The 25993-nt window shown below is 42.7% G+C and carries 24 protein-coding genes, 17 tRNA genes, 1 rRNA gene and 1 riboswitch; of the genes, 36 read left to right on the top strand and 6 right to left on the bottom strand.

What is annotated here, in order from left to right:
* Positions 1-198 precede the first annotated feature (198 nt).
* The 27 genes from rrf to ACTHRG_RS15915 all read left to right on the top strand — a co-directional run bounded on the left by rrf (position 199) and on the right by ACTHRG_RS15915 (position 12214).
* A 5S ribosomal RNA gene (gene rrf, locus ACTHRG_RS16045) occupies positions 199-315 on the top strand.
* Between the two features lie 20 nt (positions 316-335).
* Positions 336-410, top strand: a tRNA-Asn gene (locus ACTHRG_RS16040).
* A 3-nt stretch (positions 411-413) separates the two neighbouring features.
* Positions 414-504 (top strand) — tRNA-Ser (locus ACTHRG_RS16035).
* Between the two features lie 15 nt (positions 505-519).
* Positions 520-594: transfer RNA gene (locus tag ACTHRG_RS16030), tRNA-Glu, on the top strand.
* 4 nt (positions 595-598) lie between these two features.
* A tRNA-Val gene (locus tag ACTHRG_RS16025) sits at positions 599-674 on the top strand.
* A gap of 10 nt (positions 675-684) precedes the next feature.
* A tRNA-Met gene (locus ACTHRG_RS16020) sits at positions 685-758 on the top strand.
* A gap of 3 nt (positions 759-761) precedes the next feature.
* Positions 762-838, top strand: a tRNA-Asp gene (locus ACTHRG_RS16015).
* Positions 839-984: 146 nt separating this feature from the next.
* Positions 985-1057 (top strand) — tRNA-Phe (locus tag ACTHRG_RS16010).
* Between the two features lie 16 nt (positions 1058-1073).
* Positions 1074-1149 (top strand) — tRNA-Thr (locus tag ACTHRG_RS16005).
* A gap of 17 nt (positions 1150-1166) precedes the next feature.
* A tRNA-Tyr gene (locus ACTHRG_RS16000) sits at positions 1167-1250 on the top strand.
* Between the two features lie 7 nt (positions 1251-1257).
* Positions 1258-1331: transfer RNA gene (locus ACTHRG_RS15995), tRNA-Trp, on the top strand.
* An 11-nt stretch (positions 1332-1342) separates the two neighbouring features.
* Positions 1343-1418, top strand: a tRNA-His gene (locus ACTHRG_RS15990).
* Between the two features lie 58 nt (positions 1419-1476).
* Positions 1477-1551: transfer RNA gene (locus tag ACTHRG_RS15985), tRNA-Gln, on the top strand.
* A gap of 4 nt (positions 1552-1555) precedes the next feature.
* Positions 1556-1630: transfer RNA gene (locus tag ACTHRG_RS15980), tRNA-Gly, on the top strand.
* Between the two features lie 18 nt (positions 1631-1648).
* Positions 1649-1722, top strand: a tRNA-Cys gene (locus tag ACTHRG_RS15975).
* 28 nt (positions 1723-1750) lie between these two features.
* A tRNA-Leu gene (locus ACTHRG_RS15970) sits at positions 1751-1839 on the top strand.
* A 23-nt stretch (positions 1840-1862) separates the two neighbouring features.
* A tRNA-Leu gene (locus ACTHRG_RS15965) sits at positions 1863-1944 on the top strand.
* 295 nt (positions 1945-2239) lie between these two features.
* Positions 2240-3181 (top strand): carbohydrate ABC transporter permease, encoded by a 942-nt coding sequence (locus ACTHRG_RS15960; protein WP_076262631.1) that lies wholly within the window; start codon positions 2240-2242, stop codon positions 3179-3181.
* Entirely contained in the window at positions 3181-4008 is an 828-nt protein-coding gene (locus ACTHRG_RS15955; RefSeq protein ID WP_076262634.1) for a carbohydrate ABC transporter permease, read from the top strand. Before ACTHRG_RS15960 ends, ACTHRG_RS15955 begins: the two co-directional genes overlap by 1 nt.
* Positions 4009-4075: 67 nt before the next feature.
* Positions 4076-5362: an ABC transporter substrate-binding protein gene (locus ACTHRG_RS15950; RefSeq protein ID WP_076262636.1), complete on the top strand. Its 1287-nt coding sequence runs from the start codon at positions 4076-4078 to the stop codon at positions 5360-5362.
* Between the two features lie 147 nt (positions 5363-5509).
* Complete coding sequence (locus tag ACTHRG_RS15945) at positions 5510-7324, top strand: sensor histidine kinase (protein WP_076262638.1); 1815 nt, start codon at positions 5510-5512, stop codon at positions 7322-7324.
* Positions 7302-8030 (top strand): response regulator transcription factor, encoded by a 729-nt coding sequence (locus tag ACTHRG_RS15940; RefSeq protein ID WP_076262641.1) that lies wholly within the window; start codon positions 7302-7304, stop codon positions 8028-8030. Before ACTHRG_RS15945 ends, ACTHRG_RS15940 begins: the two co-directional genes overlap by 23 nt.
* A 15-nt stretch (positions 8031-8045) precedes the next feature.
* On the top strand, positions 8046-8786 hold the full coding sequence (locus tag ACTHRG_RS15935) for a ThuA domain-containing protein (protein WP_076262644.1): 741 nt from the start codon (positions 8046-8048) through the stop codon (positions 8784-8786).
* 1 nt (position 8787) lies between these two features.
* On the top strand, positions 8788-9816 hold the full coding sequence (locus tag ACTHRG_RS15930) for a Gfo/Idh/MocA family protein (protein WP_076262646.1): 1029 nt from the start codon (positions 8788-8790) through the stop codon (positions 9814-9816).
* A 9-nt stretch (positions 9817-9825) separates the two neighbouring features.
* Complete coding sequence (locus ACTHRG_RS15925; protein ID WP_076262649.1) at positions 9826-10854, top strand: Gfo/Idh/MocA family protein; 1029 nt, start codon at positions 9826-9828, stop codon at positions 10852-10854.
* Between the two features lie 12 nt (positions 10855-10866).
* Positions 10867-11835 carry a sugar phosphate isomerase/epimerase family protein gene (locus ACTHRG_RS15920; RefSeq protein WP_076262652.1) on the top strand — a complete coding sequence of 323 codons (969 nt, stop codon included), beginning with the start codon at positions 10867-10869 and terminating at the stop codon, positions 11833-11835.
* Positions 11836-12140: 305 nt separating this feature from the next.
* Positions 12141-12214: transfer RNA gene (locus tag ACTHRG_RS15915), tRNA-Gly, on the top strand.
* A gap of 122 nt (positions 12215-12336) precedes the next feature.
* On the opposite strand, the gene ACTHRG_RS15910 is transcribed toward ACTHRG_RS15915, so the two are convergent.
* Complete coding sequence (locus tag ACTHRG_RS15910) at positions 12337-13005, bottom strand: B3/B4 domain-containing protein (RefSeq protein ID WP_076262655.1); 669 nt, start codon at positions 13003-13005, stop codon at positions 12337-12339.
* A 369-nt stretch (positions 13006-13374) separates the two neighbouring features.
* On the opposite strand from ACTHRG_RS15910, the gene queG reads away from it, so the two are divergent.
* The 5 genes from queG to ACTHRG_RS15885 all read left to right on the top strand — a co-directional run bounded on the left by queG (position 13375) and on the right by ACTHRG_RS15885 (position 19221).
* On the top strand, positions 13375-14508 hold the full coding sequence (gene queG / locus ACTHRG_RS15905; RefSeq protein ID WP_076262658.1) for a tRNA epoxyqueuosine(34) reductase QueG: 1134 nt from the start codon (positions 13375-13377) through the stop codon (positions 14506-14508).
* A 155-nt stretch (positions 14509-14663) separates the two neighbouring features.
* Positions 14664-15542 carry an amidase domain-containing protein gene (locus tag ACTHRG_RS15900; RefSeq protein ID WP_076262661.1) on the top strand — a complete coding sequence of 293 codons (879 nt, stop codon included), beginning with the start codon at positions 14664-14666 and terminating at the stop codon, positions 15540-15542.
* 63 nt (positions 15543-15605) lie between these two features.
* Positions 15606-16079, top strand: a complete 474-nt coding sequence (gene trmL / locus ACTHRG_RS15895) for a tRNA (uridine(34)/cytosine(34)/5-carboxymethylaminomethyluridine(34)-2'-O)-methyltransferase TrmL (protein WP_440231583.1) — start codon at positions 15606-15608, stop codon at positions 16077-16079.
* A gap of 99 nt (positions 16080-16178) precedes the next feature.
* Positions 16179-16928, top strand: a complete 750-nt coding sequence (nfsA, locus tag ACTHRG_RS15890) for an oxygen-insensitive NADPH nitroreductase (protein WP_076262665.1) — start codon at positions 16179-16181, stop codon at positions 16926-16928.
* Between the two features lie 397 nt (positions 16929-17325).
* A complete protein-coding gene (locus ACTHRG_RS15885) occupies positions 17326-19221 on the top strand; it encodes a PrkA family serine protein kinase (protein ID WP_048011724.1) in 1896 nt (631 codons plus the stop codon).
* Between the two features lie 93 nt (positions 19222-19314).
* Here the strand turns inward: ACTHRG_RS15885 and ACTHRG_RS15880 are convergent, their stop codons facing one another.
* Positions 19315-19455 (bottom strand): hypothetical protein, encoded by a 141-nt coding sequence (locus ACTHRG_RS15880; RefSeq protein ID WP_175609171.1) that lies wholly within the window; start codon positions 19453-19455, stop codon positions 19315-19317.
* Positions 19456-19570: 115 nt separating this feature from the next.
* Between ACTHRG_RS15880 and ACTHRG_RS15875 the strand changes: the two genes are divergently transcribed.
* Both ACTHRG_RS15875 and yhbH read left to right on the top strand, forming a co-directional pair.
* Entirely contained in the window at positions 19571-19756 is a 186-nt protein-coding gene (locus ACTHRG_RS15875) for a hypothetical protein (RefSeq protein ID WP_076262668.1), read from the top strand.
* A gap of 283 nt (positions 19757-20039) precedes the next feature.
* Positions 20040-21212 carry a sporulation protein YhbH gene (gene yhbH / locus ACTHRG_RS15870; RefSeq protein WP_076262671.1) on the top strand — a complete coding sequence of 391 codons (1173 nt, stop codon included), beginning with the start codon at positions 20040-20042 and terminating at the stop codon, positions 21210-21212.
* A gap of 59 nt (positions 21213-21271) precedes the next feature.
* Here yhbH and ACTHRG_RS15865 read toward each other — a convergent pair whose 3' ends face one another.
* Complete coding sequence (locus tag ACTHRG_RS15865; RefSeq protein ID WP_076262674.1) at positions 21272-21880, bottom strand: general stress protein; 609 nt, start codon at positions 21878-21880, stop codon at positions 21272-21274.
* Positions 21881-22088: 208 nt separating this feature from the next.
* Here ACTHRG_RS15865 and ACTHRG_RS15860 point away from each other — a divergent pair, with 208 nt between their 5' ends.
* A complete protein-coding gene (locus ACTHRG_RS15860) occupies positions 22089-22727 on the top strand; it encodes an NUDIX hydrolase (protein ID WP_076262677.1) in 639 nt (212 codons plus the stop codon).
* A gap of 75 nt (positions 22728-22802) precedes the next feature.
* A riboswitch (SAM riboswitch) is annotated at positions 22803-22904 on the top strand.
* Positions 22905-23014: 110 nt separating this feature from the next.
* Entirely contained in the window at positions 23015-24232 is a 1218-nt protein-coding gene (locus tag ACTHRG_RS15855) for a homoserine dehydrogenase (protein ID WP_076262679.1), read from the top strand.
* A gap of 61 nt (positions 24233-24293) precedes the next feature.
* Here ACTHRG_RS15855 and ACTHRG_RS15850 read toward each other — a convergent pair whose 3' ends face one another.
* The 3 genes from ACTHRG_RS15850 to ACTHRG_RS15840 form a co-directional block, all read right to left on the bottom strand.
* On the bottom strand, positions 24294-24488 hold the full coding sequence (locus tag ACTHRG_RS15850; protein WP_035326689.1) for a hypothetical protein: 195 nt from the start codon (positions 24486-24488) through the stop codon (positions 24294-24296).
* Between the two features lie 138 nt (positions 24489-24626).
* Entirely contained in the window at positions 24627-25154 is a 528-nt protein-coding gene (locus ACTHRG_RS15845) for a CBO0543 family protein (protein WP_076262681.1), read from the bottom strand.
* 143 nt (positions 25155-25297) lie between these two features.
* Positions 25298-25903 carry a DNA-3-methyladenine glycosylase gene (locus ACTHRG_RS15840; RefSeq protein WP_076262684.1) on the bottom strand — a complete coding sequence of 202 codons (606 nt, stop codon included), beginning with the start codon at positions 25901-25903 and terminating at the stop codon, positions 25298-25300.
* Between the last annotated feature and the right edge of the window lie 90 nt (positions 25904-25993).

The following is a 25993-nucleotide window of genomic DNA, read 5'->3' as shown; positions in this document are numbered from 1 at the left end:
TTGATAGGTCAGAGGTGGAAGCGTGGCGACATGTGGAGCTGACTGATACTAATCGATCGAGGACTTAACCAAGTCATTGGTGAATACTCGGCAAATACTTCTTCATGCATTATCTAGTTTTGAGGGAACGAAAAAAAGTAAATTTCCTCTTGAAAAATGATAGAAAGACGGTATAATAATACTTGTCTTGAAAAATAGTCTGGTGGCGATAGCGAGAAGGTCACACCCGTTCCCATACCGAACACGGAAGTTAAGCTTCTCAGCGCCGATGGTAGTTAGGGGCTGTCCCCTTGTGAGAGTAGGACGCTGCCGGGCTGTTTTACAAATATCATTATTCCGCAGTAGCTCAGTGGTAGAGCATTCGGCTGTTAACCGAACGGTCGTAGGTTCGAATCCTACCTGCGGAGCCAAATGGAGAGCTGTCCGAGTGGCCGAAGGAGCACGATTGGAAATCGTGTATACGCTAACCGCGTATCAAGGGTTCAAATCCCTTGCTCTCCGCCATTTTAATTTCATATTGGCCCCTTGGTCAAGCGGTTAAGACACCGCCCTTTCACGGCGGTAACACGGGTTCGAATCCCGTAGGGGTCACCATTTTGGAGGATTAGCTCAGCTGGGAGAGCATCTGCCTTACAAGCAGAGGGTCGGCGGTTCGATCCCGTCATCCTCCACCATTATTATTATCGCGGGGTGGAGCAGTCCGGTAGCTCGTCGGGCTCATAACCCGAAGGTCGCAGGTTCAAATCCTGCCCCCGCAATCTGGTCCGGTAGTTCAGTTGGTTAGAATGCCTGCCTGTCACGCAGGAGGTCGCGGGTTCGAGTCCCGTCCGGACCGCCATTTTTTACAATATAAATAAATATGGCTCAGCAGCTCAGTCGGTAGAGCACGACCGAATAAGCTGCCTTGAAATACTTCAGCGTACCGATTGATAAATCGGGACGAAGGACGAAGCCAAATTTTATTTAGGCAAAATAACTTAATATGGCTCAGTAGCTCAGTCGGTAGAGCAAAGGACTGAAAATCCTTGTGTCGGCGGTTCGATTCCGTCCTGAGCCACCTTGTTATGTGATTAGCCGGTGTAGCTCAATTGGTAGAGCAACTGACTTGTAATCAGTAGGTTGGGGGTTCAAGTCCTCTCGCCGGCACCATTTTTTTATGTTAATATGGAGGGGTAGCGAAGTGGCTAAACGCGGCGGACTGTAAATTCGCTCCTTCGGGTTCGGCAGTTCGAATCTGCCCCCCTCCACCATTTATATAGGGGTATAGTTTAACGGTAAAACGAAGGTCTCCAAAACCTTTGATGTGGGTTCGATTCCTGCTACCCCTGCCAATATTGTTATGGCGGCTGTGGCGAAGTGGTTAACGCATCGGATTGTGGCTCCGACACTCGTGGGTTCGATTCCCATCAGTCGCCCCATTTTTTAATGTAACAGTACAAGTGTCACTCTCATATAAATGTATTATGAAATGATCATTGGGCTATAGCCAAGCGGTAAGGCACCGGACTTTGACTCCGTCACTCGCAGGTTCGAATCCTGCTAGCCCAGCCATTTTGCGGAAGTAGTTCAGTGGTAGAACATCACCTTGCCAAGGTGGGGGTCGCGGGTTCGAATCCCGTCTTCCGCTCCAGACTTTCATTGTTTTTACGGCGGCATAGCCAAGTGGTAAGGCAGAGGTCTGCAAAACCTTTACCACCGGTTCGAATCCGGTTGCCGCCTCCATAATCTAAATCTTGATTCGCTGATATACGCCGGGGTGGCGGAACTGGCAGACGCACAGGACTTAAAATCCTGCGGTAGGTGACTACCGTACCGGTTCGATTCCGGTCCTCGGCACCACAAGATTTATAACATTTTAATATGCCGGTGTGGCGGAATTGGCAGACGCGCACGACTCAAAATCGTGTTCCTTCTGGAGTGTCGGTTCGACCCCGACCACCGGTATCTGAAAAAAAGGTTTCCCAAATGGGAAACCTTTTTTTGTGTTTAAAAATTATATCCCTGGGAAATTTGGCGTGCATTTATCATCACTACAGGATTCCGGACGGTTCAGAGGGTGGTTCCGAATAAGGGTTCTGAACTGTTCGGAAGGCTGCTCCGAAACAAGGATAAGGCGATTGACCTTTTGAAAAAGTCAAAATATTGCACCATTTAGTCAATTCAGTCACCTATATAGGCAAACGCTTTCAAATATAATGTAGGAAAGCGTTTGCAGGAAATGAGGAGGCGGTGAAGAGAATTGGAGACAAAGGTTGAGATCGGGGAACCGGCAATTAAGTCAGAGATTAAAACAGTTTCCAGGAAAAAAGCAAATTTGAAAAAGATTTTAACATACCTTGCTTTTGTAGGGCCTGCATTAATTTTTTTCCTGGTGATACAGATCATTCCTTTCCTGATGGGGATTTATTATTCGTTTACGTCCTGGAATGGCGTTAGTTCTGTGGTTGAGTGGGTTGGGCTTGAAAACTATATAAAGATTTTTAAGAGTGATCCTAAGTTTTTTGATTCCTTTATTTTTACTACTAAATTTATGTTAGCTTCGGTTATTATTAGTAATTTACTAGGATTTGGACTTGCATTATTATTGAACGCAGCCTTGAAGTCCAGGAATTTATTGAGGACTGTGTTTTTCATTCCGAATGTTATCGGGGGATTATTGCTTGGGTTCATCTGGCAGTTTATTTTTGTAAAAGGGTTTGCAGCTATCGGTAATCTAACGGATCTTTCAGTTTTTAAGCTTCCATGGCTTGGAGATGAGACAACAGCATTCTGGGGCATTGTAATTGTGTTTGCCTGGCAGATCAGCGGATATATGATGGTTATTTATATTGCAGCACTGCAGGGGGTTGATCAGACACTGCTTGAGGCGGCAAGAATCGATGGAGCATCAAGCTGGACACTGCTGACAAAAATAATCGTTCCGCTTATTTTACCGGCATTCACGATTTGTTTCTTTTTAACGATATCAATGGCATTTAAGATTTTTGACCTGAATATTTCACTGACAGGCGGCGGGCCATTTAACTCGACACAATCGGTAGCGATTAACATTTATCAGGAGGCATTCCAGAATAACCGGTATGGTCTTGGTACCGCAAAATCGATTTTATTCTTCCTTGTGGTAGCTATTTTCACAACGGTTCAGGTGATGATGACGAAGAAAAGGGAGGTTGAGGCATAATGAATCCCAGATATACGAAGGTTACGCTGCTGCTGGAGATCATCGGAATCGTATTAGGAATCATATTCCTCATTCCTTTTTACTTCGTGATTATTAATTCTGTAAAGGGTTTTGCAGATATCCTGATTGATGCTGCAGCATGGCCGAAGGAATTTTTATTCTCCAATTATCTGAAGGTATGGGATATCATTAATTTCCCTCGGGCCTTCTGGAATTCGCTTATAATAACGGTAATCAGCAATATTGGACTGGTTGTCATCAGTTCTATGGCTGCCTGGAAAATGGTCAGGACTCCGGGGAAATTCAGCAAAATCCTGTTTGTTTTATTTGTATCTGCGATGGTTATTCCATTCCAGACAGTTATGATTCCTCTGATGAAACTCGGAGGCACGCTGAATCTGACAAACAGCATACCTGGACTCATCATTATGTACTTTGGCTTTGGTGTACCATTATCACTTTTCCTTTATCACGGTTTTATTAAAACAGTTCCAATCGAGATAGAAGAGTCGGCCCGAATTGATGGGTGCAGCCAGTTTGGCGTCTTTTGGAGAATCGTTTTTCCGCTTCTGAAGCCAATTACTGTAACGGTTGTCATTTTGAATACATTGTGGATCTGGAATGACTATCTGCTTCCGCTTCTGGTGCTTCAGGATGCAGAGCTAAGGACGATTCCTTTGGCCACAAGCTCATTCTTCGCACAATATACAAAGCAGTGGGATATGGGACTGGCTGCCCTTGTGATGGGCATTACACCGGTCATCATTTTCTTCCTGTTCCTGCAGAAACATATTATAAAAGGCATTGCACAAGGCTCCATTAAGTAGCGGTAGAGACTTTTACATCCAAAGAGGCTGTGAAAGTTTATATAAAATTATTCAGGGGGGAAACAAAATGAAACGCTTTGCTCTATTACTGCTGTCATTGATTCTGATGGCCGGCATTATAGCGGGCTGTTCTTCTTCCAGCTCTTCAGGGGATGAAAAGCCAAAGGATGATTCAAAAAATGGTGATGAAGTGGTAACACTCAACATGTTCCAATTTAAAGTGGAAATTGCCGATCAGCTTCAGGAAATGATTGGCGAATTCGAAAAAGAGCATCCAAATATTAAAATTAAACTTGAGTCAGTCGGAGGCGGAGCTGATTATGGTGCCGCATTAAAAGCGAAGTTTGCTTCCGGAGAACAGCCTGACATTTTTAACAATGGCGGTTTTAAGGAACTGGAGCTTTGGAAAGAGCATCTTGCTGACCTTTCAAATGAGCCGTGGGCAGAGCATGTGCTTCCAATTGGTAAGGTTCCAACGACCGATACAGATGGCAAGCTTTATGGAATGCCGGTAAACCTGGAAGGATACGGGTTTATTTATAACAAGGATTTATTTAAAGAAGCGGGAATTACTGAACCGCCTAATACGATTTCTGAACTGAAGGATGCTGCTAAAAAGCTCAAAGATAAAGGAATTACCCCTTTCTCTGCCGGTTACGGTGAGTGGTGGGTCATTGGGCAGCATTTGTTAAACATTCCATTTGCACAGCAGGAGGATCCTGTTGCCTTTATCGAAGGCTTATACAATGGATCTGAAAAGTTAACCGGCAATGATAAATTTAAAGAATTTAAAGAAGTTCTTGATACTGAAATTAACTTCGGAAATGACAATCCGTTAACAACTGATTACAATACGCAAGTTACACTATTTGCTTCCGGCAAAACAGCTATGCTTCAGCAGGGGAACTGGACAGAGAACATGATTCTTGAAATTGACCCTGACATTAATATGGGATTCCTCCCGATTCCTCTGACTGATGATGAAACTGAGGCAGACCGTTTACCAGTAGGCGTACCGAACAACTGGGTTCTTAACAAAAACTCTGAGCATCTTGAAGAAGCCAAGTTATTCCTTAACTGGATGGTTTCATCTGAAACAGGCAAACGTTATATCACAGAAGAGTTTGCTTTCATACCAGCCTTTGACAATATTGAGCCAACCGGTTTAGGGCCACTTGGAAAGCACATTCTTGAGTATTCTAAGGCAGAGAAAACGATTCCTTGGACATGGTTCAGATGGCCGGATGGTGCAAACAAAGAGTTTGCTGCAACAATCCAGGAATATGCTGCCGGAAAGATTGATTATGATACGGTTGTCGAACGCTTCCAGGCATCCTGGGATAACTTGAAATAAATTTGGTGAAACGGGAAGCATGTCTGCGAAAGATATGCTTTCTGTTTTCTATTTTTATAATCTGGAAAATCTCATATCAAAAAAGGCATCCCCAAAAAGGGAAGTTGCTTTATACTATTGTAAAAGAGATAGCAGCGGGGGATGTAAATGTTCAAAAGGAGCATTAGGAATAAACTGATTGTTCTATTAATGGTTGCCACAATCGTTCCATTTGGGGCGTCCATTATCATCACTTACTACCATACAGCCGAGTCCTTGAAGGACCAGGCCATTAAAGAAAATAGCAACCTGTTATATCAAGGAAAAGTGAACCTGGAGGGGTACATAAATGAATTGGATGGGCTGACACTATCTCTCTACAATAATCCAGGTTTTATAAATTTTTTAAAAGATCCCAGGAAGGAAAATAATTATCAGGCTGTCGAAGCTGTTAGAAATGTAATTTCGACCATATTGTATGCTGAGGAAAATATCAAACGGGTTAATATTGCCGTTGCAAAGGAAGATCGGCTCATAACAGCGTCCCGCCGCTCTACTGTTGTTTTTTCAAAGAGGCTGACAAATGCCAATCAGGAATATTACGAAAAAGCGAAAGAAAGTCCAAACAATATGTTTCTTGAGCCCGTCCATAAGATAAAGGATCCTGATGAAAAGAAGCCTGAGAATGTAATTACGCTACACCGGGCTTTAATCAATATTCCAGCAGATGATCTATTGGCCTATATCTCATTGGAGTTTTCACCGGATCAAATAACCAATATCAGCCGTAATCTTTATTCAGGGGAAAATGAAGAATTTTATATTATATCTCCTGAAGGTGATATGATCTACCGCTCAACGGATGAAGCTGACGAAGGAGACAAAACGCCTGATTGGATTCATTGGGTGATAGGGACGAATAAAGAAAATGGCACGACTGAATGGGAGGAAGATACATTCAGCGGTGTAATGATATACGATCAATTATCGCAAAATTCAGGCGGCTGGTATCTTGTCAAGCGAGTCCCATATACCACTTTATATGAAAGTGCATTCAGTGTGGCGAAAATCAATATCATGTTTGGCGTAATCGGGCTGTGCCTGGTTATTCTCGCCACGTTATTTATTTCTGTCAGAATTACCTCTCCCATCAGAATTCTCCTCAAAAATATCGATCAGGTTGAAAAGGGAAATCTTGATGTGCGTTTTAAATCTTTCGGCAATGATGAGATTGGTTATCTCGGTGATCGATTCAGGCAAATGATCGATAAAATTAATGATCTGATTAATCGGGAGTATAAGCTTCAGCTTGAAAACAGGACAAATCAGCTTAAGGTTCTGCAGTCACAGGTTAATCCGCATTTTTTATACAATGCATTGCAGTCAATTGGAACTGCGGCCTTGAAAAATCAGGGCCCGCAAATTTATTCTTCTGTTACCCGCCTTTCAAAAATCATGAGGTACAGCATGAATATGGAGGAGGGGATGGTTCCTCTTCAAAAAGAGATTGATCATACCAAGGCCTACCTTCTGCTCCAAAAGGAACGATTTGGTGAACAGCTTCAGTTCAATTTTCAGCTTGATGAAGAAGCAATGGGGTTTCCTGTTCCGAAAATGATATTACAGCCATTAGTGGAGAATTACTTTAAACACGGCTTTGATGTACGAGAAAAAACTGGAGAGGTTAAAATAACCTGCAGACAGGATGAGTTTTACCTGGATCTTCTTATTGAGGATAATGGCACAGGCGTTTCGGAGAGCAGGCTGGAGGAAATCCGGATGCATTTGATGAATGACAGGATAGGGCAAAAGGGTGAGTCAATGAATATCGGACTGAAGAATGTTTATGTCCGGTTAAAACTTTATTATGGCAGACGGGCTTACCTGCAGCTTAAGAACTTGGAGCAGGGCGGGCTGCTGGTTTCTATTAAACTTCCAAAAAGGATGGAAGGTGGAAAAGATGAAAGCAATTATTGTGGATGATGAACAGCATGTGCGGGAAGGCTTAATGCTTCTTGGAGATTGGAGCCGCTTTGGAATTGACACGATCATGGAGGCGGCAGATGGTAATGAGGCCGTAAAGCTGATTAAAGAGCATCGCCCGGAAATCATATTCACAGATATGAGCATGCCAAAGAGAGATGGCATAAGCCTATTAAAATGGATACATTCTTCAGATCTATCTAGCAAGACGATTGTTGTCAGCGGCTATGATGATTTTGACTATATGAGGAATGCCATCTGTTATAAAAGCTTTGATTATATCTTAAAGCCTATCGATCCGGACATTTTGAATGAAATCCTGGAGAAAGCCATTAATGAATGGAAACAGCAAAATTCTCCAGTAGAATGCCATCAGGAGCAAAACAGGGAAATGAATGTGATCCAGCAAATAGAACAGTTTCTGCTGGAAAGCTATTACAAAGATATTAACCTGCAGGAAATTGCAGACAAATTTTATTTAAGCAGGGAGTACATCTCCAGGAAGTTTAAACAGGAATATCAGGCTACTATTACAGACTTTGTAACGAATGTCCGAATGAACAAGGCCAAGGAGCTTTTGCAGAACCATAAACTGAAAATCTATGAAATTGCTTTTCAGGTTGGCTATCAGGATGAAAAGTATTTTAGCAAAGTCTTTAAAAAGATAGAGGGAATTTCCCCAAATGAATATAGAAGTATGAATTAAGAAGGAGGAAGATCCATGATTAACGTGCTTGTCTGGAATGAGAATCGCCATGAGCAAAAGGATGAAAAGGTAAGGGAAGTCTATCCAGATGGCATCCATGGTGCCATTGCGGATTTTTTAAATGGAGAAGATTTTAAGGTGAAGACAGCGTCATTGGATGAGTCCGAACATGGACTCAGTGATGCTGTTTTACAGGAAACAGACGTACTAGTCTGGTGGGGGCATCTCGCGCATGGGGAAGTTGAGGATGCAATCGTCGAAAAAGTAAAACAAAGAGTTCTTGATGGAATGGGGCTGATTGTCCTTCATTCCGGCCATTTTTCTAAAATTTTCAAAGTGCTGATGGGAACTTCCTGTGATCTAAAGTGGAGAGAAGCGGATGAAAAGGAACGAATTTGGATTGTAGACCCGAGCCACCCGATCGCAGAAGGACTTGGAGAATATATTGAACTGGAAAAAGAAGAGATGTATGGAGAACATTTCGATATCCCTGCACCGGACGAGCTTGTAATGGTGAGCTGGTTTGAAGGCGGGGAAGTTTTCCGGAGCGGCTGTACATACAAGAGGGGAAAGGGAAAAATCTTTTATTTCCGCCCGGGACATGAAACGTATCCAACCTATTATCATAAGGACGTTCAGCAGGTTATTAAAAATGCTGTTAAGTGGGCGAAGCAGGCTGATCTTCCGGTACCGGTCTATGGAAATGCGAAACCGCTTGAGAGAATCAGTGTGAAACATGAAGGAGTGGAGAATTAAGATGAAAAAACTTAAGATCGGGATCATTGGATGCGGAAGTATAGCCAAACATCGGCATATGCCTGAATATCATGCAAGCAGCGGTGCTGTCATTGCAGCGGTATGTGATATTAATGAAGAGCGTGCAAAAGGATTTGCTGATCTTTACGAGGCGAAGGCGTACACCGATTATAGGGAATTGTTAGCTGACAAGGATATAGATGCAGTGAGTGTCTGCACTCCGAATTATCTGCATGCCCCAATTTCAGTTGCGGCATTGAACGCGGGCAAGCATGTTTTATGTGAAAAGCCAATGGCCACTTCTAAGGAAGAAGCGCTTGAAATGATTGAAACAGCACGTAAAAATGGGAAGAAATTAATGATTGCTCATAATCAGCGCTTTGTTCCGTCTCATAAAAAAGCAAAGGAATTGATTGTAAGTGGCGATGCAGGAAAAATCTACAGTTTCCGGACAGCTTTTGGTCATGGCGGGCCGGAGGGATGGAGTGCAGATGGCAAAGAAAGCTGGTTCTTCAAAAAGGATCAGGCTTTTATTGGTGCGATGGGTGACCTTGGTGTCCATAAGACCGACCTCTTGCGTTACCTGCTGGGTGAAGAGTTTGCTGAGGTCGGAGCATTTGTCGAAACGAGTGCCAAAGCCGGTGCTGATGTCGATGATACAGCCGTATGCGTTTTAAAAACGGAAAGCGGTGTGATCGGTACATTGGCTGCAAGCTGGTCTTACGTATCTAAAGAAGACAATTCTACAATTATTTATGGTGAGAAAGCGATTTTGAGACTGGAGGATGATCCGGTGAACTCTCTCATTGTTCACTATGCAAACGGTGAAACAGTGAAGTACGAGCTCGGCGGAATCCAGACAAATGAAGAAGGCGGGCAAAAGAGTTCAGGTGTCATTGACCACTTCATTGAAAGTATTTTAAATGAACAGGAACCTGTGATCTCCGGTTCCGAGGGAATGAAGTCGCTCCAAGTGATTCTTGCTGCCCTGGAGTCCAGCGAAACAAAGCAGATTGTCAAAATTAATTGAGGTGCATCCATGAAGAAACTTCGGATCGGAATTATCGGTGCTGGAGGAATTGCCCAATCCCGGCATATTCCCGTTTTAATGAAATTATCGGACAGTGCTTCCATAACAGCTATCTGCGATGTGAATGAGGATATTGCACTGCAGGCTGCAAAGAAGTTTGGGATTAGCAGCGTTTTTACAGATTATAAAGAAGTTTTCAATGAAACAGATGCCGTGGTTATTTGTACACCGAATAAGTTTCATGCTGAAATTACTGCTGCTGCGCTGGAGGCCGGGCTGCATGTTTTGTGTGAGAAGCCGATGGCCATGACAGAAGAAGAATGCAGAAAAATGATCGATGCAAGAGACAGGTCCGGGAAGGTATTGGCCATTGCTTATCACTACCGGTTTATGAAAGAGGCACAGGCTGCCAAGAAACTAATTTCAGAAAATGAAATAGGCACTCCGTTTGCAGCCAGAGCAAGAGCGATGAGAAGAAGAAAGGTGCCGGGGTGGGGTGTTTTTACCAATAAGGAACTCCAGGGAGGCGGAAGCTTGATTGATTACGGCTGCCATTTGCTCGACCTCTCTCTTTGGCTTCTGGGAAACCCGGCGGAAACGGAGGTATCCGGTACAGCTTATAATACATTAAGCAAAATGCCTGATCAGGTGAATCTATGGGGCAGCTTTGACCATCAATCCTTTGATGTAGACGATCATGTGACAGCTTACATAAAATTTGCAAATGGCGCTTCCCTTCTTTTTGAGACTTCCTGGTCAGCCAATATTGAAAGGGATGATAAAAGCCTCAGCCTTTCAGGGCAGCATGGAGGGATTGATTTATTTCCATTCAGGTTAAATCAATCTAAATATGGGATGCTCCTGAATACACATTCAGAGTGGCTCCCGGGAGAGGAAGACTATGCTTTAACACAGGCACGGAACTTTATCAACAGCTGTTTGGGCAGCGAAGAATTTATGGTTAAAGCAGAAGAAGCACTGCAGACAACCAGGATTATTGATGCAATTTACAGCAGCAGCAAACGAGAATTATATTAGGGAGGGGATTTTGTGAAGCTCGGCGTATTTACCGTATTATTTGCTGATAAAAATTTTGAAGATATGCTCGATCATGTGAAAGCTGCAGGACTTAAGGCTGTCGAAATCGGAACGGGAGCCTATCCCGGTAACGCTCACTGCAGCCTGCAGGAGCTTTTGGAAAGCAACGAGCTCCGTGATGATTACCTGAACAAGATTTTGTCGAGGGGGCTTGAAATTAGTGCATTCAGCTGTCATGGCAATCCGATCTCACCTGATAAAGCATTTGCAGAGGAATCGGACCGTGTATTATACGACACGATTAAGTTAGCCAGCTTAATGAATGTTCCGGTTGTTAACTGTTTTTCCGGCACTGCTGGTGACGGGGAAGGGGCAAAGCATCCGAATTGGCCGGTTGCACCGTGGCCAAATGAGTATGGAGAAGTGCTGAAATGGCAATGGGAGGAGAAGCTCATTCCTTACTGGAAGAAAGCAGGACAATTTGCCAAAGACCATAATGTGAAAATTGGTCTCGAACTGCATGGAGGATTTCTAGTGCACACTCCTTACACACTTTTAAAATTAAGGGAAGAAACATGTGACGCCATTGGGGCCAATCTGGATCCAAGCCATTTATGGTGGCAGGGCATCGACCCCGTGGCAGCAATCAAGATACTGGGAAGAGAAAATGCCATTCATCATTTTCATGCTAAAGATACCTATATTGATCAGGAAAATGTGAATATGTACGGGTTAACGGATATGCAGCCGTATGGCAATGTCCAGACCAGGGCGTGGACATTCAGGTCAGTCGGGTGCGGACACAGCCTGCAGGAATGGTCTGATATGATGAGCGCTTTGCGCACATTTGGCTATGACTATGTTGTCAGCATTGAGCACGAAGATCCGCTTATGTCGATTGAAGAAGGATTTACAAGAGCAGTAAGGAACCTTAAATCGATCTTAATCGAAGAGCAGCCTTCGGAAATGTGGTGGGTATAAACAGGGAGGGGAACTGGCCCCTCTCTGTTTTTTCGACAAATTTCTCAAAAAGGGTTGACCATTTACGCTGAATTTAGTACTATTAAATAGTTGATTCGACAAAATGCAGATTCATATTTGCATTTGTGATTGAATATACATTCATAAACGCGGGTGTAGTTTAGTGGTAAAACCTCAGCCACGAGCGACACATTCATGAATCAGCTTCGAGTTGCCTCGACGCATAGGCTACCATGAGTAAGCTTTTAGAGGAAGAGGCATGCAAGAACGGGAAAGAAGTCAGCAGCTGATAATTATATATAAATGCGGGTGTAGTTTAGTGGTAAAACCTCAGCCTTCCAAGCTGATGATGAGGGTTCGATTCCCTTCACCCGCTCCATACATAGCCAACGCAGTGTTTCGTTCAAAAAGAACGAGGTATTGCGTTTTTTCATGTTCTTTGGCTATTAAATGAAAAATCGGGCGGCATCCGCAGATTCCACTCGATTTCTTTAGAAGTGACTAACATTCAATTACCTTAAAGCTGCCTTCTCCGCCATGCACTTGAGTGTACATGTTCATTAATGACTCTGTCATTTTTTCAGCCTTATCCGTTTCCAGAGAAGGGCGCAAATAAACAATTTGAACGGCATTTTTAGTCTGTTCGGTGACAGCTGTCCTTTCAGAATCCACAAACGGACTGCCAAATGGCCCTTCCGCATCTTCACTGATTATTAAATTGGCAAGCGAATTAGGTCTTCCGTTTAAGCCGTTATATTCATCGCCTACTTTGCCTAACCTGATAGTCAGATGGCCTGAAAGCTTATCGGCATCATATACGCCGATTGGTATTTGGTATTCCAGGGAAAAGAAATTGTTAATATCGATGGAGCTGTTGACCGGCTGCAGATAATTTTGTTTTTTAATTCTTCTGTACAGTGCTTCTGCAGAATGGCGATAGCGGTTGGGATCCCTGCCTGCCGTTTTGAAGATCTGCCGCCATTCTTTGATCCCTTCAAATTCTGTAACACTCTTGTCCTCTAAGTCAAAATAAATAGATTCCTGAAATAATTGGAGTCTGCCCTTTACCATTTGAGGAGATTGTCCGACTTCGATATTCTTATATGTAATAAATCCGACTTTAAAATGGGGCAATAATTTGCACAGCTCTGGATCTATCATAATTTCCAAGCTTTCCACCTCCAAAATTACTTTAAAATAGTTTATCATAATAATCGGTGATTCAATAAATTAAAGACTTTCATATAAAGTGAAACTTCAATCAGTGGGGGTTTTCCTTATCCCCCACTGATTGTTAGTCGCGTTCTAGTGTCGCTAAGATCTCCGCTAGCGCTTCGATCAATCGACACTACGAGCCCGATTGGTTCAACTAAGCCTCTGCCTGCGCGTCGGCAAGTTTCACTGTATCTCACCAATCGGGCCTTTACGGGCAGTTTGACCCCCGCTTATCCTCCTTTGATTCCTCTGAGTCTTGAAGTGGGGGTCTTACTGCCCGTTAGACTGCGATACATTTACTTTCGGGCGAAAGGAGGTCATACAATGGACTTTGCACAATTCAAGCAGGAAGTGATTGAATACAGCAAAACAATTGGCATTGATAAAATCGGTTTTACGACAGCGGGCACATTTGATGAAATGAAAAATAGGCTGATTCGCCAGCAGGAGCTTCACTATCAGTCAGGATTTGAAGAGCCTGATATTGAGAAGAGGGTAAATCCCGGCCTTCTAATGGACAAGCCCAGATCCATTATCTCCATTGCGGTTGCTTACCCTTCCAAAATGAAGGTAAGGGTTGTCAGCAAAAGAGGTGAAAGAAGGGGGATTTTCTGTCGGGCTTCTTGGGGGAAGGACTATCATCATATCCTGAGAGAACGTCTTCAGAAGCTTGAGGAATTCATTCAGTCAAGAATTCCTGAGGCAATATGCAAATCCATGGTGGATACAGGTGAGCTGGTGGATCGGGCCGTTGCCCAGCGTGCCGGAATCGGCTGGAGCGGAAAAAACTGTTCTATCATCACACCGGAATTCGGCTCGTATGTTTATCTTGGAGAAATGATAACAAATCTGCCTTTTGAGCCTGATAAGCCAATGGAAGACAGATGCGGAAGCTGCAATAAATGTGTTGAGGTCTGCCCGACAGGAGCTTTAATTCAGGGAGGCCAGCTTGATGCACAGAAATGCATTGCCTTTTTGACACAGACAAAGGGCTTTCTCGCAGAGCCATATAGAGAAAAACTGGGGAACAGGCTTTATGGGTGCGATACCTGTCAAACTGTTTGTCCTGAAAATAAAGGCAAGGATTTTCATCTTCATAATGAAATGGAGCCGGATCCGGAAGTGGCAAAGCCGCTTTTAAGGCCGCTTCTTTTTATCAGCAACCGTGATTTCAAAGAAAAATATGGCCCGGTCTCAGGTTCCTGGAGAGGGAAAAAGCCGATCCAGCGAAATGCCATCATCGCCCTGGCTCACTACAAAGATGAGACAGCGGCAGAAGACCTGATTAAAGTTATGAAAGAAGATCCGAGGCCGGTAATACGGGGAACGGCCGCATGGGCGCTCGGGAAAATAGGCGGGGAAAAATCACTCCCTGCACTAAAACAGGCATTGCAGCAGGAGAAAGACGGAGAAGTCATTGCTGAAATTGAAAAAGGTTTGAGTTTTTTTGAACAATGATGATGGGGAGGGAACTCCCTCCTTTTTTATGGCCTTTTTCTTTTATGAACGCAGAAACTGGCCAGCCCGACGGATTTACTGCAGGATTACGCGAAAAATTAAGCAATGTCCTTTGCTTCCTCTCATATGTATTGAATAGGAGAGGAGTGAGGTGCGTGAGGGACCAGCTTCATGAGCTGTTAAGGAAAAGGGTGCAGCAGTGCGTTTCCCATTCAAGAAGTTCAATTCATACATGCCCTAAGATTGAAAAAAAGAAAGAATCTCTTTCCGGCCGCTCCGGTGAGATTGTGAAAGCACAGGCAACCGGAAATGTGATCAGAGTCGGCCAGGAGAAGGAAGATGTGACTCCGGTCGAATATAGAGTTCACTTCAAATATCTAATTAAACAAAAAGGCATATTTTATTTGGAAGAAGAGATTGAAGAGCGGATAGCCGACTTCTATAAAGGAGTATTTGTTGAAGACCGGGAGAAAAATCCTTTTAAAGAAATTATCAAGGAAGAAGCGTTTCCAACCCGGGAATTTGAAGAGGAAGAAAGATACGAGTATGAATATGACCGCATGAAGGCAGTACAGTATGCAGAAAAATGGTGGAACAGCTATAATCCGGCTTATAAGAAATTTGAGGTGGACTGCACCAATTATATTTCCCAGTGTCTTCATGTGGGCGGAGGCCCAATGAGGGGATATCCCAACCGCGGTAAAGGCTGGTGGATGAGAAGCGGGAATTGGAGCTACAGCTGGACAGTAGCGAATTCAATGCGGTGGTATCTGCCCAGTTCAAATTCAGGGCTGAGGGCTGAGGAAGTCTCCAGTCCGGATCAGCTCTTAATAGGAGATGTCATTTGCTATGATTTCCAGGGAGACGGGCGCTTTGACCATACCACGATCGTGACGGGCAAAGATGCTTCAGGAATGCCCCTCGTCAATGCCCACACCTATAACAGCCGAATGCGCTATTGGGCTTATGAAGATTCAACAGCTTATACACCAAATATTAAATATAAATTTTTGACAATTACTGATGATCAGTAATTTGTATGGTGATTTCAACGTGATATAATAACACATGCAGATTTAATTTTAGAGGTGAAAAAAGTGGGATTGCATGTAATATTATATCAGCCGGAAACTCCGGCCAACACAGGCAATATAGCCCGTACCTGCGCGGCTACTGATACGACATTACATCTGATCCGGCCGCTCGGCTTTTCAACAGATGATAAAATGCTGAAGCGGGCAGGCTTGGATTACTGGCAATTTGTAAAAATTGTTTATCATGATTCATTGGACGATTTCTTTAAAAGCACTGAACATGGGGAATACTTCTACTTAACGAAGGATGGCACCAAGTCATATTCCACTTTTGACTATAGCAAAGTCGAGAAGGATTATTATTTTATTTTCGGCAAGGAAACGACCGGTCTTCCCAATGTTGTTATTGAAAACAGCAAAGAGCGCTTATTAAAGGTTCCAATTAACGATAATATCCGTTCGCTTAACTTATCCAACACTGCTGCCATTCTTGTCTATGAAGCACTGCGACAGCAGGAATACTTACATTTAACATAGGAAAACACAGGGCCTGAATGATTATCAGGCCTTTTTCTTTGGAGAAAACTTTCTTCTCTGGGTAAAATGAAAAAGTACATATGGAAAGGATGAGATGTAATGAATGAAGTTACCAACTTGCTGATGGACCATCGTTCCGTCCGGAATTTTGAAGACAGGCCTCTGTCAAAAGAGCAGATTGAAACAATTGTACTATCTGCTCAAGCTGCTTCCACTTCAAGTTTTGTCCAGGCCTATTCAATAATCGGAGTGACAGATAAAGAAAAGAAAGCGAAGCTTGCTGAAATGGCAGGCAATCAGAATTATGTAGCTGAAAATGGCCATTTTTTCGTATTTTGTGCTGATCTGCATCGTCATGAAGTCATCGGACATATGGAAAATAAAAATGTAATTGCATCAATCGAAAGCACAGAGAAGTTTATGGTTGCTGTCATTGATGCTGCTTTGGCTGCGCAGAATGCTGCCATTGCTGCAGAATCATTGGGACTTGGAATCTGCTATATTGGCGGAATAAGAAACAATCTGGAGGGAGTGGCTGAGCTATTAAAAACACCAGACCGTGTGATTCCTTTGTTTGGACTGGCTGTTGGCTGCCCTTCTAAAAAGAACGATAAAAAACCGCGGCTCCCTCTTCAGCACATTTATCATGAAAATGAGTATAATCAGGATGAAACAGCCTACCGCCAAGAGCTGGAAGTGTATAATAAAATCATTTCCGAGTATTATGATGAGCGTACAGGCGGCAAGCGGAAGGACACTTGGACCAGTCAAATTGCCGGCATGCTCGAAAAGCAGACACGCATGTATATGAAGGATTTTGTACAGAAGAACAAGATGGATTTAAGGTAGGAGTATATGGAAATAAGAAAAAAGCTGCTGAATAGATCAGCAGCTTATTTTTTGCTTACGCCTGGCTTGTCATCATAGCCGGCAGTGAAAATAGCAGCAAGGAAAGTAACCATTACACCGATAATAATAATTGTACCCATATATATGTAATCCTCCTTTAGTGTTATCTCAATAAGCATGCATGTAAATATAAGCTTATTATAGCCCAAAAATGAAATACTGTGAATGAAAAGTATGGAGTTTTTTTTACAGTTCGATGACGCCTCGAGGAATTCTAATATTAATTGATCCCCGGAAAAAGTACAAACCAAACTTCTCAATAGTTTACGCATGTTCGATTGCAGGTGCGCATAGAGTATATTAATCGTCTCTGATAATGCGACAGGGGGAGGTCCTTATGGATATTCTAAAAAAAATTGAGATGTACAGACACGAGGAAGAAAAGCTTAAATGGGAAGGGACTTTTGGAGAGTATTTAGAAATTGTCAAAGAGAAGCCATGGGTTGCCCAGTCAGCACATTCGCGGGTATATAATATGATTAAGGATGCCGGTGTCGAAGAAGTGAAAGGGCAAAAACGATACCAATTTTTCAGCAACCAGCTCTTTGGATTAGAAGAAGCATTGGAAAGGCTGGTAGAAGAGTATTTTCACCCTGCTGCCAAACGCCTTGATGTCCGTAAAAGGATCCTTTTATTAATGGGTCCGGTCAGCGGCGGTAAATCAACATTAGTGACAATGCTAAAGAGGGGTTTGGAGCAATATTCCCACGCTGAAAGGGGCGCGGTCTATGCTATTAAGGGCTGCCCAATGCATGAAGATCCGCTTCATTTAATTCCGCATCACCTCCGCAAGGACTTTTATGATGAGTATGGAATAAGAATTGAAGGAAACCTATCGCCATTGAATAGTATGCGTCTCGAACAGGAGTATGGCGGCCGCATAGAAGATGTTTTAATTGAACGAATCATTTTCTCCGAAGATCGCAGGGTGGGGATTGGAACTTTCAGCCCTTCAGATCCGAAATCCCAGGATATTGCTGATCTGACTGGAAGCATTGACTTTTCAACTATTGCTGAATATGGTTCAGAATCCGATCCTCGTGCCTACCGTTTTGACGGGGAACTGAATAAAGCAAACCGAGGTATGATGGAATTCCAGGAAATGCTGAAGTGTGACGAGAAGTTTTTATGGCATTTATTGTCCCTGACTCAGGAAGGCAACTTTAAAGCCGGACGCTTCGCCCTGATTTCGGCAGATGAGCTAATTGTCGCTCACACGAATGAAACAGAGTATCGTTCATTCATTTCCAATAAAAAGAATGAAGCTTTGCATTCCAGGATTATCGTTATGCCAATCCCATATAATTTAAAGGTTTCAGAGGAAGAGAAGATTTACGATAAAATGATCCGTGAAAGCGATGTTTCCAATGTGCACATTGCACCGCATACTTTAAGAGTGGCAGCGATGTTTACGATTTTAACCCGCATGAAGGATCCGAAAAAAGGCGATATTGATTTAGTTAAGAAAATGCGTTTGTATGATGGTGAGAGTGTTGAAGGCTATAATAGAGCAGATGTGGAAGAATTGAAAAAAGAGCATGCAGATGAGGGCATGAGCGGCATTGACCCGCGTTATGTCATCAACAGGATCTCTTCGACAATCATCCGCAAAAATATCACAAGCATCAATGCGCTGGATGTACTGCGATCGCTTAAAGAAGGATTGGATCAGCATCCATCCATCACTCCAGAGCTTAAGGAAAGATACCTGAATTTTATTTCTCTGGCCCGCAAAGAGTATGATGATATCGCCAAGAAAGAAGTCCAAAAGGCATTTGTTTACTCCTATGAAGAATCTGCAAAAACGCTTATGGAAAACTATCTTGATAATGTTGAAGCATACTGCAATAAAGCGAAGCTGCGCGACCCATTAACCGGTGAGGAGATCAGTCCGGATGAAAAGCTGATGCGCTCAATCGAAGAACAAATCGGCATCTCCGAGAATGCGAAGAAAGCATTCAGGGAGGAAATCCTCATCCGCATCTCCGCTTATGCCAGAAAAGGCAAGCGCTTTGACTATAATTCGCATGACCGCCTGCGCGAAGCCATCCAGAAGAAACTCTTCGCTGACCTGAAAGATGTTGTGAAAATCACCACATCTTCAAAAACGCCGGATGAGCAGCAGCTGAAGAAGGTGAATGAGGTAGTAGCACGTCTGATCGACGAACATGGCTATAACTCCACATCAGCAAACGAACTGCTCCGCTATGTGGGAAGCTTGCTGAATCGATAAATGAAGGGCCTGGCAGTATTGATGCCAGGCTTATTTTTTAGTATGTAATTAATAGATTTAATAAATATAAAAAAGAGGCTTCGAAAAGCCTCTTCATCCATTTTTGTCTATTGTTAATGCGGGTTCATTCTTTTTTTTCTGGCATTCCTGACAGACTGGCTTATTTTCAAGGTAAACGGTCCGCTCAAATATCGATAATTCACCGCACCAGCTGCAGCAAAGGATTTCGCTCATAAAATCCCCCCTTTTGTATAATCCTATTTACACTTGGCCATATTTATGCTTCAGAACTATTATAAAAGTTTAGATTGGCCCAATTAGGGGTATAAATACAGCAGAGGTGATATTCATGAAAAAGAAAGAATTAGATAAGGATTATACACCGAGAAACAGCTCAATGGCGGAAAATATTGAAGAAATGGAAAACCTGGGCAAGCAGATGGAAAATATGCGGACCAATAAAGAATTAAAAGAGGATTACGATAAATATCCGGATCCCATTCAGAATAAAAACAAAGACAAGAACCTTCGCTGATCGCGGAGGTTTATTTTTGTATAAAAAATGGGCTTGTCTAAAAGATGCTTCGAATGTCTTATTGTCAAAATTATTTGTAAATTATTTTGTCTTCCCGCATATGATAGAGTAATAAACATTTCTTTGTATTGGTGCATGAATATTAAAATCACTGCCGGGAAATGAATCTATGAAATGAAGGCAGACTGCTGAAATGGGGATGTTTCATCTTTTTTTGACACTCGCGATATTGTATGTTGGAAAGCTGTAATGTGTGAAATTTATTTTAAAAGGAGGGGTTAACATGACGAATGTCAATAACCATCAGTTTGTGATTTCCCAAGAAGATTGGTCCCTCCATCGCAAAGGCTATGATGACCAGCAGCGTCATCAGGATAAAGTCCAGGAAGCAATCCGCAACAATTTGCCTGATTTGATAACGGAAGAAAACATTGTAATGTCGAATGGGCGGGAAGTGGTAAAGATTCCGATTCGCTCATTGGATGAATACAAAATCCGTTATAACTATGATAAAAACAAACATGTCGGCCAAGGCGATGGAGATAGCCAGATTGGAGATGTAGTGGCCCGTGACGGATCCGGCAGCCAGAAAGGACCCGGAAAGGGGCAAGGAGCAGGCGACCAGGCAGGCGAGGATTATTTTGAAGCAGAAGTATCACTCATGGAAATTGAAGAGGCTTTATTTAAACAATTGGAATTGCCTAATTTAAAGAGAAAAGAACAGGATGAAAATGTTGTAGAGGATATTGAATTTAATGACATCAGAAAAACAGGTTTAATGGGCAATATTGATAAGAAAAGGACCATGATGTCGGCATTCAAGCGCAACGCAATGAAGGGCAAGGCAGCGTTCCACCCGATTTATAAGGAAGATTTGAAGTTTAAGACCTGGAATGAAATTGTAAAGCCTGATTCGAAGGCTGTCGTGCTTGCGATGATGGATACGAGCGGATCGATGGGGATCTGGGAAAAGTATATGGCCAGAAGCTTTTTCTTCTGGATGACGCGGTTCCTGAGAACCAAATATGAGACAGTTGAAATTGAATTTATTGCCCACCATACAGAAGCAAAAGTGGTTTCAGAAGAGGACTTTTTTTCAAAAGGAGAAAGCGGTGGAACGATTTGTTCATCTGCCTACCGAAAAGCGCTTGAGCTGATAGATGCCAAGTACGATCCGCGTAAATTTAATATTTATCCTTTCCACTTCTCAGACGGTGATAACCTGACCTCTGATAATGCCCGCTGTGTCAAGCTGGTGGAAGACCTGATGAAGGTGTCCAATATGTTTGGATACGGTGAGGTCAACCAGTACAACCGCCACTCGACTCTGATGTCCGCCTATAAAAATATCAAAAATGATGATTTCCGATATTATATTCTTAAGCAAAAAGCAGATGTATTCCATGCGATGAAAAGCTTTTTCAAACAGGAAGAGGATAAGAAGAAATATGCCTAAAGAGAGGGAAACCTCTCTTTTTATTTCAGCAAAAAGCCCCCATTTTCAGGGGGCTGATGCTATTTAAGCCTGTCTTTTGTAAGCAATTCTTGCCGATTTACTTCACTGGTTTTCATCTCTGCTGAAGTATGTGAATGCTGAACACGACTGGGATTCTCGCTGACACAGCATGGATCAGCGGATTTATCTGCCAGTGTTTTGATATCCGATTCATGGACAACCTCCCGGGCTGAAGCACTCTCCATATATCCTTCAGAGTTTTCGGCAGTGATTCTCTGATTGTCCTGCGTGGAGTTTGGATATTTCCCATAATAGTCAGCGATTAAGACATATTTTCCGTCAAAAACCATGCTTGCGTATCGATCCAGGTCATGTTCATCAAATCGTGTACCATCTTTTTTATCGGGATCAATCCCTGAACTTGTGGCCGGATCTTCCCCCATGAATAGAGCTTTAACAGAATCAAGAAAACGCTGATTGCCCAGCTCCTGGGAACCGACTATCCGCAAGTTCACTCCGTAATTGTCTGCAAAGCTTTCAAGATTTGCGCCATCCTTTGAGACGATCACAAGATTTTCCTTCTGATATCCATTTGACCCTGCACCTTCAATGGCTTCTTTAAGCTCTTGCTGAGTATCGAATCCGCCTATTAATATATTCTTCTGCATATTTTTCACTCCCAGTGTAGTATGATATTTTTTTATTTCCCTGAATTGCTGGCGGAGAAACGTTCTTTTGCTTTTGAAGGGCTGGATGCAATAGCGTTTAGTCCTGAATCATTATATGGCACAAGCCGTATAAATTAATAAAACACAAAGAATACAGTATGATAAAGGTATAATAACTGAATTGAATTGCTGCTGGAGGTGGGCAGATATGGAGATTGAGAAACTGGCTAAAAGGTTAGGGAACAGAACCCCAATTATTTTGGGAAGTGAGCGATTTTCCAAGTTCGCTATTTTGCTTCCGCTGGTTGAAATCAATAATGAGGTACATGTCCTATTTGAAGTGCGTTCACTTAAAATGAGAAGGCAGCCTGGGGAGGTATGTTTCCCCGGCGGAAGGATAGATCCGGAAGATAGGGATGAAGAGCATACGGCCGTCCGTGAAACCTCTGAGGAACTCGGTGTGGGCGAAGACAGCATCACAAATGTTTCCCCGCTGGATTACATGATCTCCTTCGGTCAAATTATTTACCCTTATGCAGGCATTATCCAAAACCCGGACAAGATTGTCCCGAACCCTGATGAAGTAGAAGAGGTTTTTACCGTCCCCCTTTCATTTCTGAAAAAAGTAAAGCCTGAAACATATCACGTAAATTTTAAAGTAGAGCCTGAAGAAAATTTTCCTTTTGATTTAATTGCCGGAGGTGAAAATTACAATTGGCAGACAAGGAGAGCGGAAGAGGTATTTTACTATTTCCAGGACAAGGTCATCTGGGGGCTGACTGCCAGAATCCTTAAACATTTTCTTGAGATCATAACAGAAGATTTCAATGAAAGTGAAAGCGTCTGAAGAAAATAATTTTCAAAAAGGTTGACGCAGTCCTGATAAATGTTTATGATTCATATAAATTGAATACTTAGAAACTTCTTATCAAGAGAGGCGGAGGGACTGACCCTATGATGCCTCGGCAACCAGCATTCATGCACGGTGCCAAATTCAGAGGAATACATTTTCCGAAGATAAGAAGGCGGAATGAACGGAATATTAATTCAAACCCCTTCTTGTCTGTAATGGACGGAAGGGGTTTTTTGTTTTTTACGGCAGGCACAATAAATTTTATCCAGGGGGAATAAATAATGTCAGCAATAACGATCGGGCTATTGGGGTTTGGAACTGTTGGAAAAGGAGTGTATGAAACAATCAGAAAGCATCAGGGAAGGCTACAGGCGATACTCGGGAAAGAAGTGAAGGTTTCCGCTATCCTGGTCAAAAATGTAAATAAACATTCTTTGCCTGATGATGAGGTGCTTTTAACAGATGACTTTCAGGATATTATTGAGCTTCCAAAGCTTGATGTCGTAATTGATGCCATTGTTGGCAGGGAGCCGGGCTATACGTATCTGCGCCAGGCCATATCGAGAGGATGCCATGTCATTACAGCGAATAAAGAGATGTTTGCATTTCATGGAAGTGAGCTTGCGAGGCTGGCAAAAGAAAAGAATGTATCACTGGGATATGAAGCAACAGTCGGCGGCGGTATCCCCATCATTCAGACCATCAGGCAGCTGCTGAATGCCAACAGGATCGAACGGATTGAAGGAATTTTAAATGGCACATCCAATTTCATTTTGACAAGTATGCGCGAAGAGAACTTATCATTTGAAGAAGCATTGAAAATCGCTCAGGAAAAAGGCTATGCAGAAGCCGATCCTAAAAATGATATCGAAGGATATGACGCCTTTTACAAAGCAGTTGTTCTGAGCGAGCTTGTATTCGGGAAAGCGCCTGCACAGGAATACTCTGTAAGAGAAGGCATTACTGATATTACGATTGAGCAAATCCGATTGGCTGATTCGCTGGGGTTGAAATTCAAGCATGCAGCATCGATTCATAGGGAAAAAGATTCTGTCCGCTGTACAGTAAAGCCGGTCCTGACAGGTGAATCGCATCCTCTATACAGAGTAGAAGGCGTGCAGAATGCCGTTTCAATCGATGCGGATATTGTCGGGAATATCAGTCTGCAGGGACCTGGAGCAGGCATGTTCCCGACAGCGAGTGCGATTATTGAAGATTTAATTCATGTGGGCAAAGCCGATTTCCCTTCAGCATATGAGGAAGCTGCATTGGAAGAGAAGGTCCCTGAACAGCAGCTCTGGGTTATATTGGGTGATGTTGAAGGATATGAATTCCTTGAGGGAGTTGAAATCGTCAGCAAAGTGTCAGAGCAGGCCCTGATCGTTAAGGGAGCTGCAGAGGCTGTGTCATTATTAGACAAATCCGATTTGAAGGCTTATCAAGTGCTTGGAGATTATGCAGTCACGGCAGGGAAGTATAAGCAGGTACAGACGGTCTGAAAAACAGAAGGGGCAAGCCTTTGAGCTGCCCCTCCTGAAGTATGTTTAGAGATGGTGGATACTAAGCCTGCTGTTTATTAAATAAAGGATTATTTAATCCGGAATACAGGTCTTTAACATGAACTGTTACTATCTTAGCGCCAATCTGGACATGGACCATATTATCAAAAACAGCTGTTACCAGGCCGTTTAATGAAACATTCGCACCAATATTGAGATCTTTGCCGGGAGATTTAACATTTTTCTTGTTTGCCATCGTAACACCATCCCATTCCAATTTATTGAAACTTATACATAGAATATTGCCTTTTTATAGTAAAATAAACGCTTTAATAAAAAAAGTCCAGTAAAATAGCTTGTTTTTTTATCGACAAATTGCAATGAAATTAGACACTTATCTAAAAACAGCTGATGGCACATCGAACTGCCTCCATAGGAAGAGGATGAAAAGAATGGAAAGTCCCCATGCGGCAGCTGGCCGCTTGTGGTGCACCCAAAGGATGGTAAACATAACAGTATTGAAAAGAATCGACCATTTTAAACTCCAGCCATTATCGTACTTTATCAGATTAAATTTGATATCAACCACCTCATTTACCGTATAGAGAAGGACCCAGCCTGAGATATAAAGCAGTTTCTTAATAAATTTTCCTCCAGGGAATCTGTATAGATAGATCAAAATAGTTGCCGGATACTTTACAGCCATAATGGAAAAACTGACATGGGTATTTGTAAGATTCACCTTCTCATCGACCCCCTGTGGATCATATGTCCACATCGGATAAAAGTCTGAGAGCAGATATAAATATAAAAAGTCCCCTAATATGTAAAAAAGGATGGTGGGATAATACATTTTCCAATTTCTCCAGTCACCCCACTTCCATAGAGCGAAAATCCACAAAAAAGCATATAGAGCATTCATTCCATTCACCTCTTCCCAGAGCGCACAGTTATTCCTATCCTATCCAATTTAAGAAAAAATAAAAAAACTAAGCAGGTTAAGGCAGATAAATAACCGGAAAACCCAATCAGAAGGGGGCTTTCCGGTCGTTTTTAATATAGCTGTTATTTTCTGTTCCGTGATACATAAGGACTATCGGACATCCAGAATCTCCAGAGATAATCCCGTGCTTCACCGGAATTATCAATGCCTATTCGTGTTCCCCGTTTGATTTCCCCGGGAGGGATTCCTTTAGCAATCATTAGAGGAGGGCTGGTAAAATGGCGGCCATAATCATCTATTGTTATATCGAGAGCTTTAGTTAATTTACCTGGCCCATTAGTGAGGTTTTTAAGATCTTCCATCTTACGTCTTTTCTTCATTAACTCAATTCCGTCGACAGGTTCAATCCCTCTGATCAATACAGCTTCCGGCTTTTCCTTTTGACCGCTCACAACATTAACGAGGCAATGGGTATGCATCACATAAGTGTAGACAAAACCTGGTTCATTAAACATGATTTCGGTCCTTTTTGTTCTCCTGTTCCCAAAGCTGTGTGCTGCTCTATCCTCCGGGCCCATATAAGCTTCCGTCTCGACAATATAGCCTGAGGCAATTCCTTCTTCAGTTTCTTTGATCAATAAGCAGCCCAGAAGAGCTTCAGCCAGCAGAAGCGTCGGCTGCCGGTAAAAGCTGTCTGGAAGAGGAGCATATTGTGTTATCTCTTTCATAGTCAATCTCTCCAATAAGTATTTTATGAGGTTCGGTCTTATGTTTTTACCCTGTGCTATTTTTTCATAACCATACCTGCAGTATAATAG

Source organism: Cytobacillus sp. SAFR-174 (assembly GCF_051964675.1).
Taxonomy (GTDB): domain Bacteria; phylum Bacillota; class Bacilli; order Bacillales; family Cytobacillaceae; genus Cytobacillus.
The sequence above is the reverse complement of the archived record's forward strand: the minus strand, read 5'-3'. Positions and strand labels throughout refer to the sequence as shown.

What these genes read in the sequence shown, in the direction of transcription:
- ACTHRG_RS15875 (WP_076262668.1), top strand. Translation starts at nt 19,571, where the DNA reads ATGAAAAAGAAAGAATTAGATAAGGATTATACACCGAGAAACAGCTCA.
- ACTHRG_RS15840 (WP_076262684.1), bottom strand. Translation starts at nt 25,903, where the DNA reads ATGAAAGAGATAACACAATATGCTCCTCTTCCAGACAGCTTTTACCGG.
- ACTHRG_RS15865 (WP_076262674.1), bottom strand. Translation starts at nt 21,880, where the DNA reads ATGCAGAAGAATATATTAATAGGCGGATTCGATACTCAGCAAGAGCTT.
- ACTHRG_RS15860 (WP_076262677.1), top strand. Translation starts at nt 22,089, where the DNA reads ATGGAGATTGAGAAACTGGCTAAAAGGTTAGGGAACAGAACCCCAATT.
- ACTHRG_RS15930 (WP_076262646.1), top strand. Translation starts at nt 8,788, where the DNA reads ATGAAAAAACTTAAGATCGGGATCATTGGATGCGGAAGTATAGCCAAA.
- ACTHRG_RS15880 (WP_175609171.1), bottom strand. Translation starts at nt 19,455, where the DNA reads ATGAGCGAAATCCTTTGCTGCAGCTGGTGCGGTGAATTATCGATATTT.
- ACTHRG_RS15855 (WP_076262679.1), top strand. Translation starts at nt 23,015, where the DNA reads ATGTCAGCAATAACGATCGGGCTATTGGGGTTTGGAACTGTTGGAAAA.
- ACTHRG_RS15850 (WP_035326689.1), bottom strand. Translation starts at nt 24,488, where the DNA reads ATGGCAAACAAGAAAAATGTTAAATCTCCCGGCAAAGATCTCAATATT.
- yhbH (WP_076262671.1), top strand. Translation starts at nt 20,040, where the DNA reads ATGACGAATGTCAATAACCATCAGTTTGTGATTTCCCAAGAAGATTGG.
- nfsA (WP_076262665.1), top strand. Translation starts at nt 16,179, where the DNA reads ATGAATGAAGTTACCAACTTGCTGATGGACCATCGTTCCGTCCGGAAT.
- ACTHRG_RS15940 (WP_076262641.1), top strand. Translation starts at nt 7,302, where the DNA reads ATGAAAGCAATTATTGTGGATGATGAACAGCATGTGCGGGAAGGCTTA.
- ACTHRG_RS15845 (WP_076262681.1), bottom strand. Translation starts at nt 25,154, where the DNA reads ATGAATGCTCTATATGCTTTTTTGTGGATTTTCGCTCTATGGAAGTGG.
- ACTHRG_RS15950 (WP_076262636.1), top strand. Translation starts at nt 4,076, where the DNA reads ATGAAACGCTTTGCTCTATTACTGCTGTCATTGATTCTGATGGCCGGC.
- ACTHRG_RS15925 (WP_076262649.1), top strand. Translation starts at nt 9,826, where the DNA reads ATGAAGAAACTTCGGATCGGAATTATCGGTGCTGGAGGAATTGCCCAA.
- ACTHRG_RS15885 (WP_048011724.1), top strand. Translation starts at nt 17,326, where the DNA reads ATGGATATTCTAAAAAAAATTGAGATGTACAGACACGAGGAAGAAAAG.
- ACTHRG_RS15935 (WP_076262644.1), top strand. Translation starts at nt 8,046, where the DNA reads ATGATTAACGTGCTTGTCTGGAATGAGAATCGCCATGAGCAAAAGGAT.
- queG (WP_076262658.1), top strand. Translation starts at nt 13,375, where the DNA reads ATGGACTTTGCACAATTCAAGCAGGAAGTGATTGAATACAGCAAAACA.
- ACTHRG_RS15945 (WP_076262638.1), top strand. Translation starts at nt 5,510, where the DNA reads ATGTTCAAAAGGAGCATTAGGAATAAACTGATTGTTCTATTAATGGTT.
- ACTHRG_RS15955 (WP_076262634.1), top strand. Translation starts at nt 3,181, where the DNA reads ATGAATCCCAGATATACGAAGGTTACGCTGCTGCTGGAGATCATCGGA.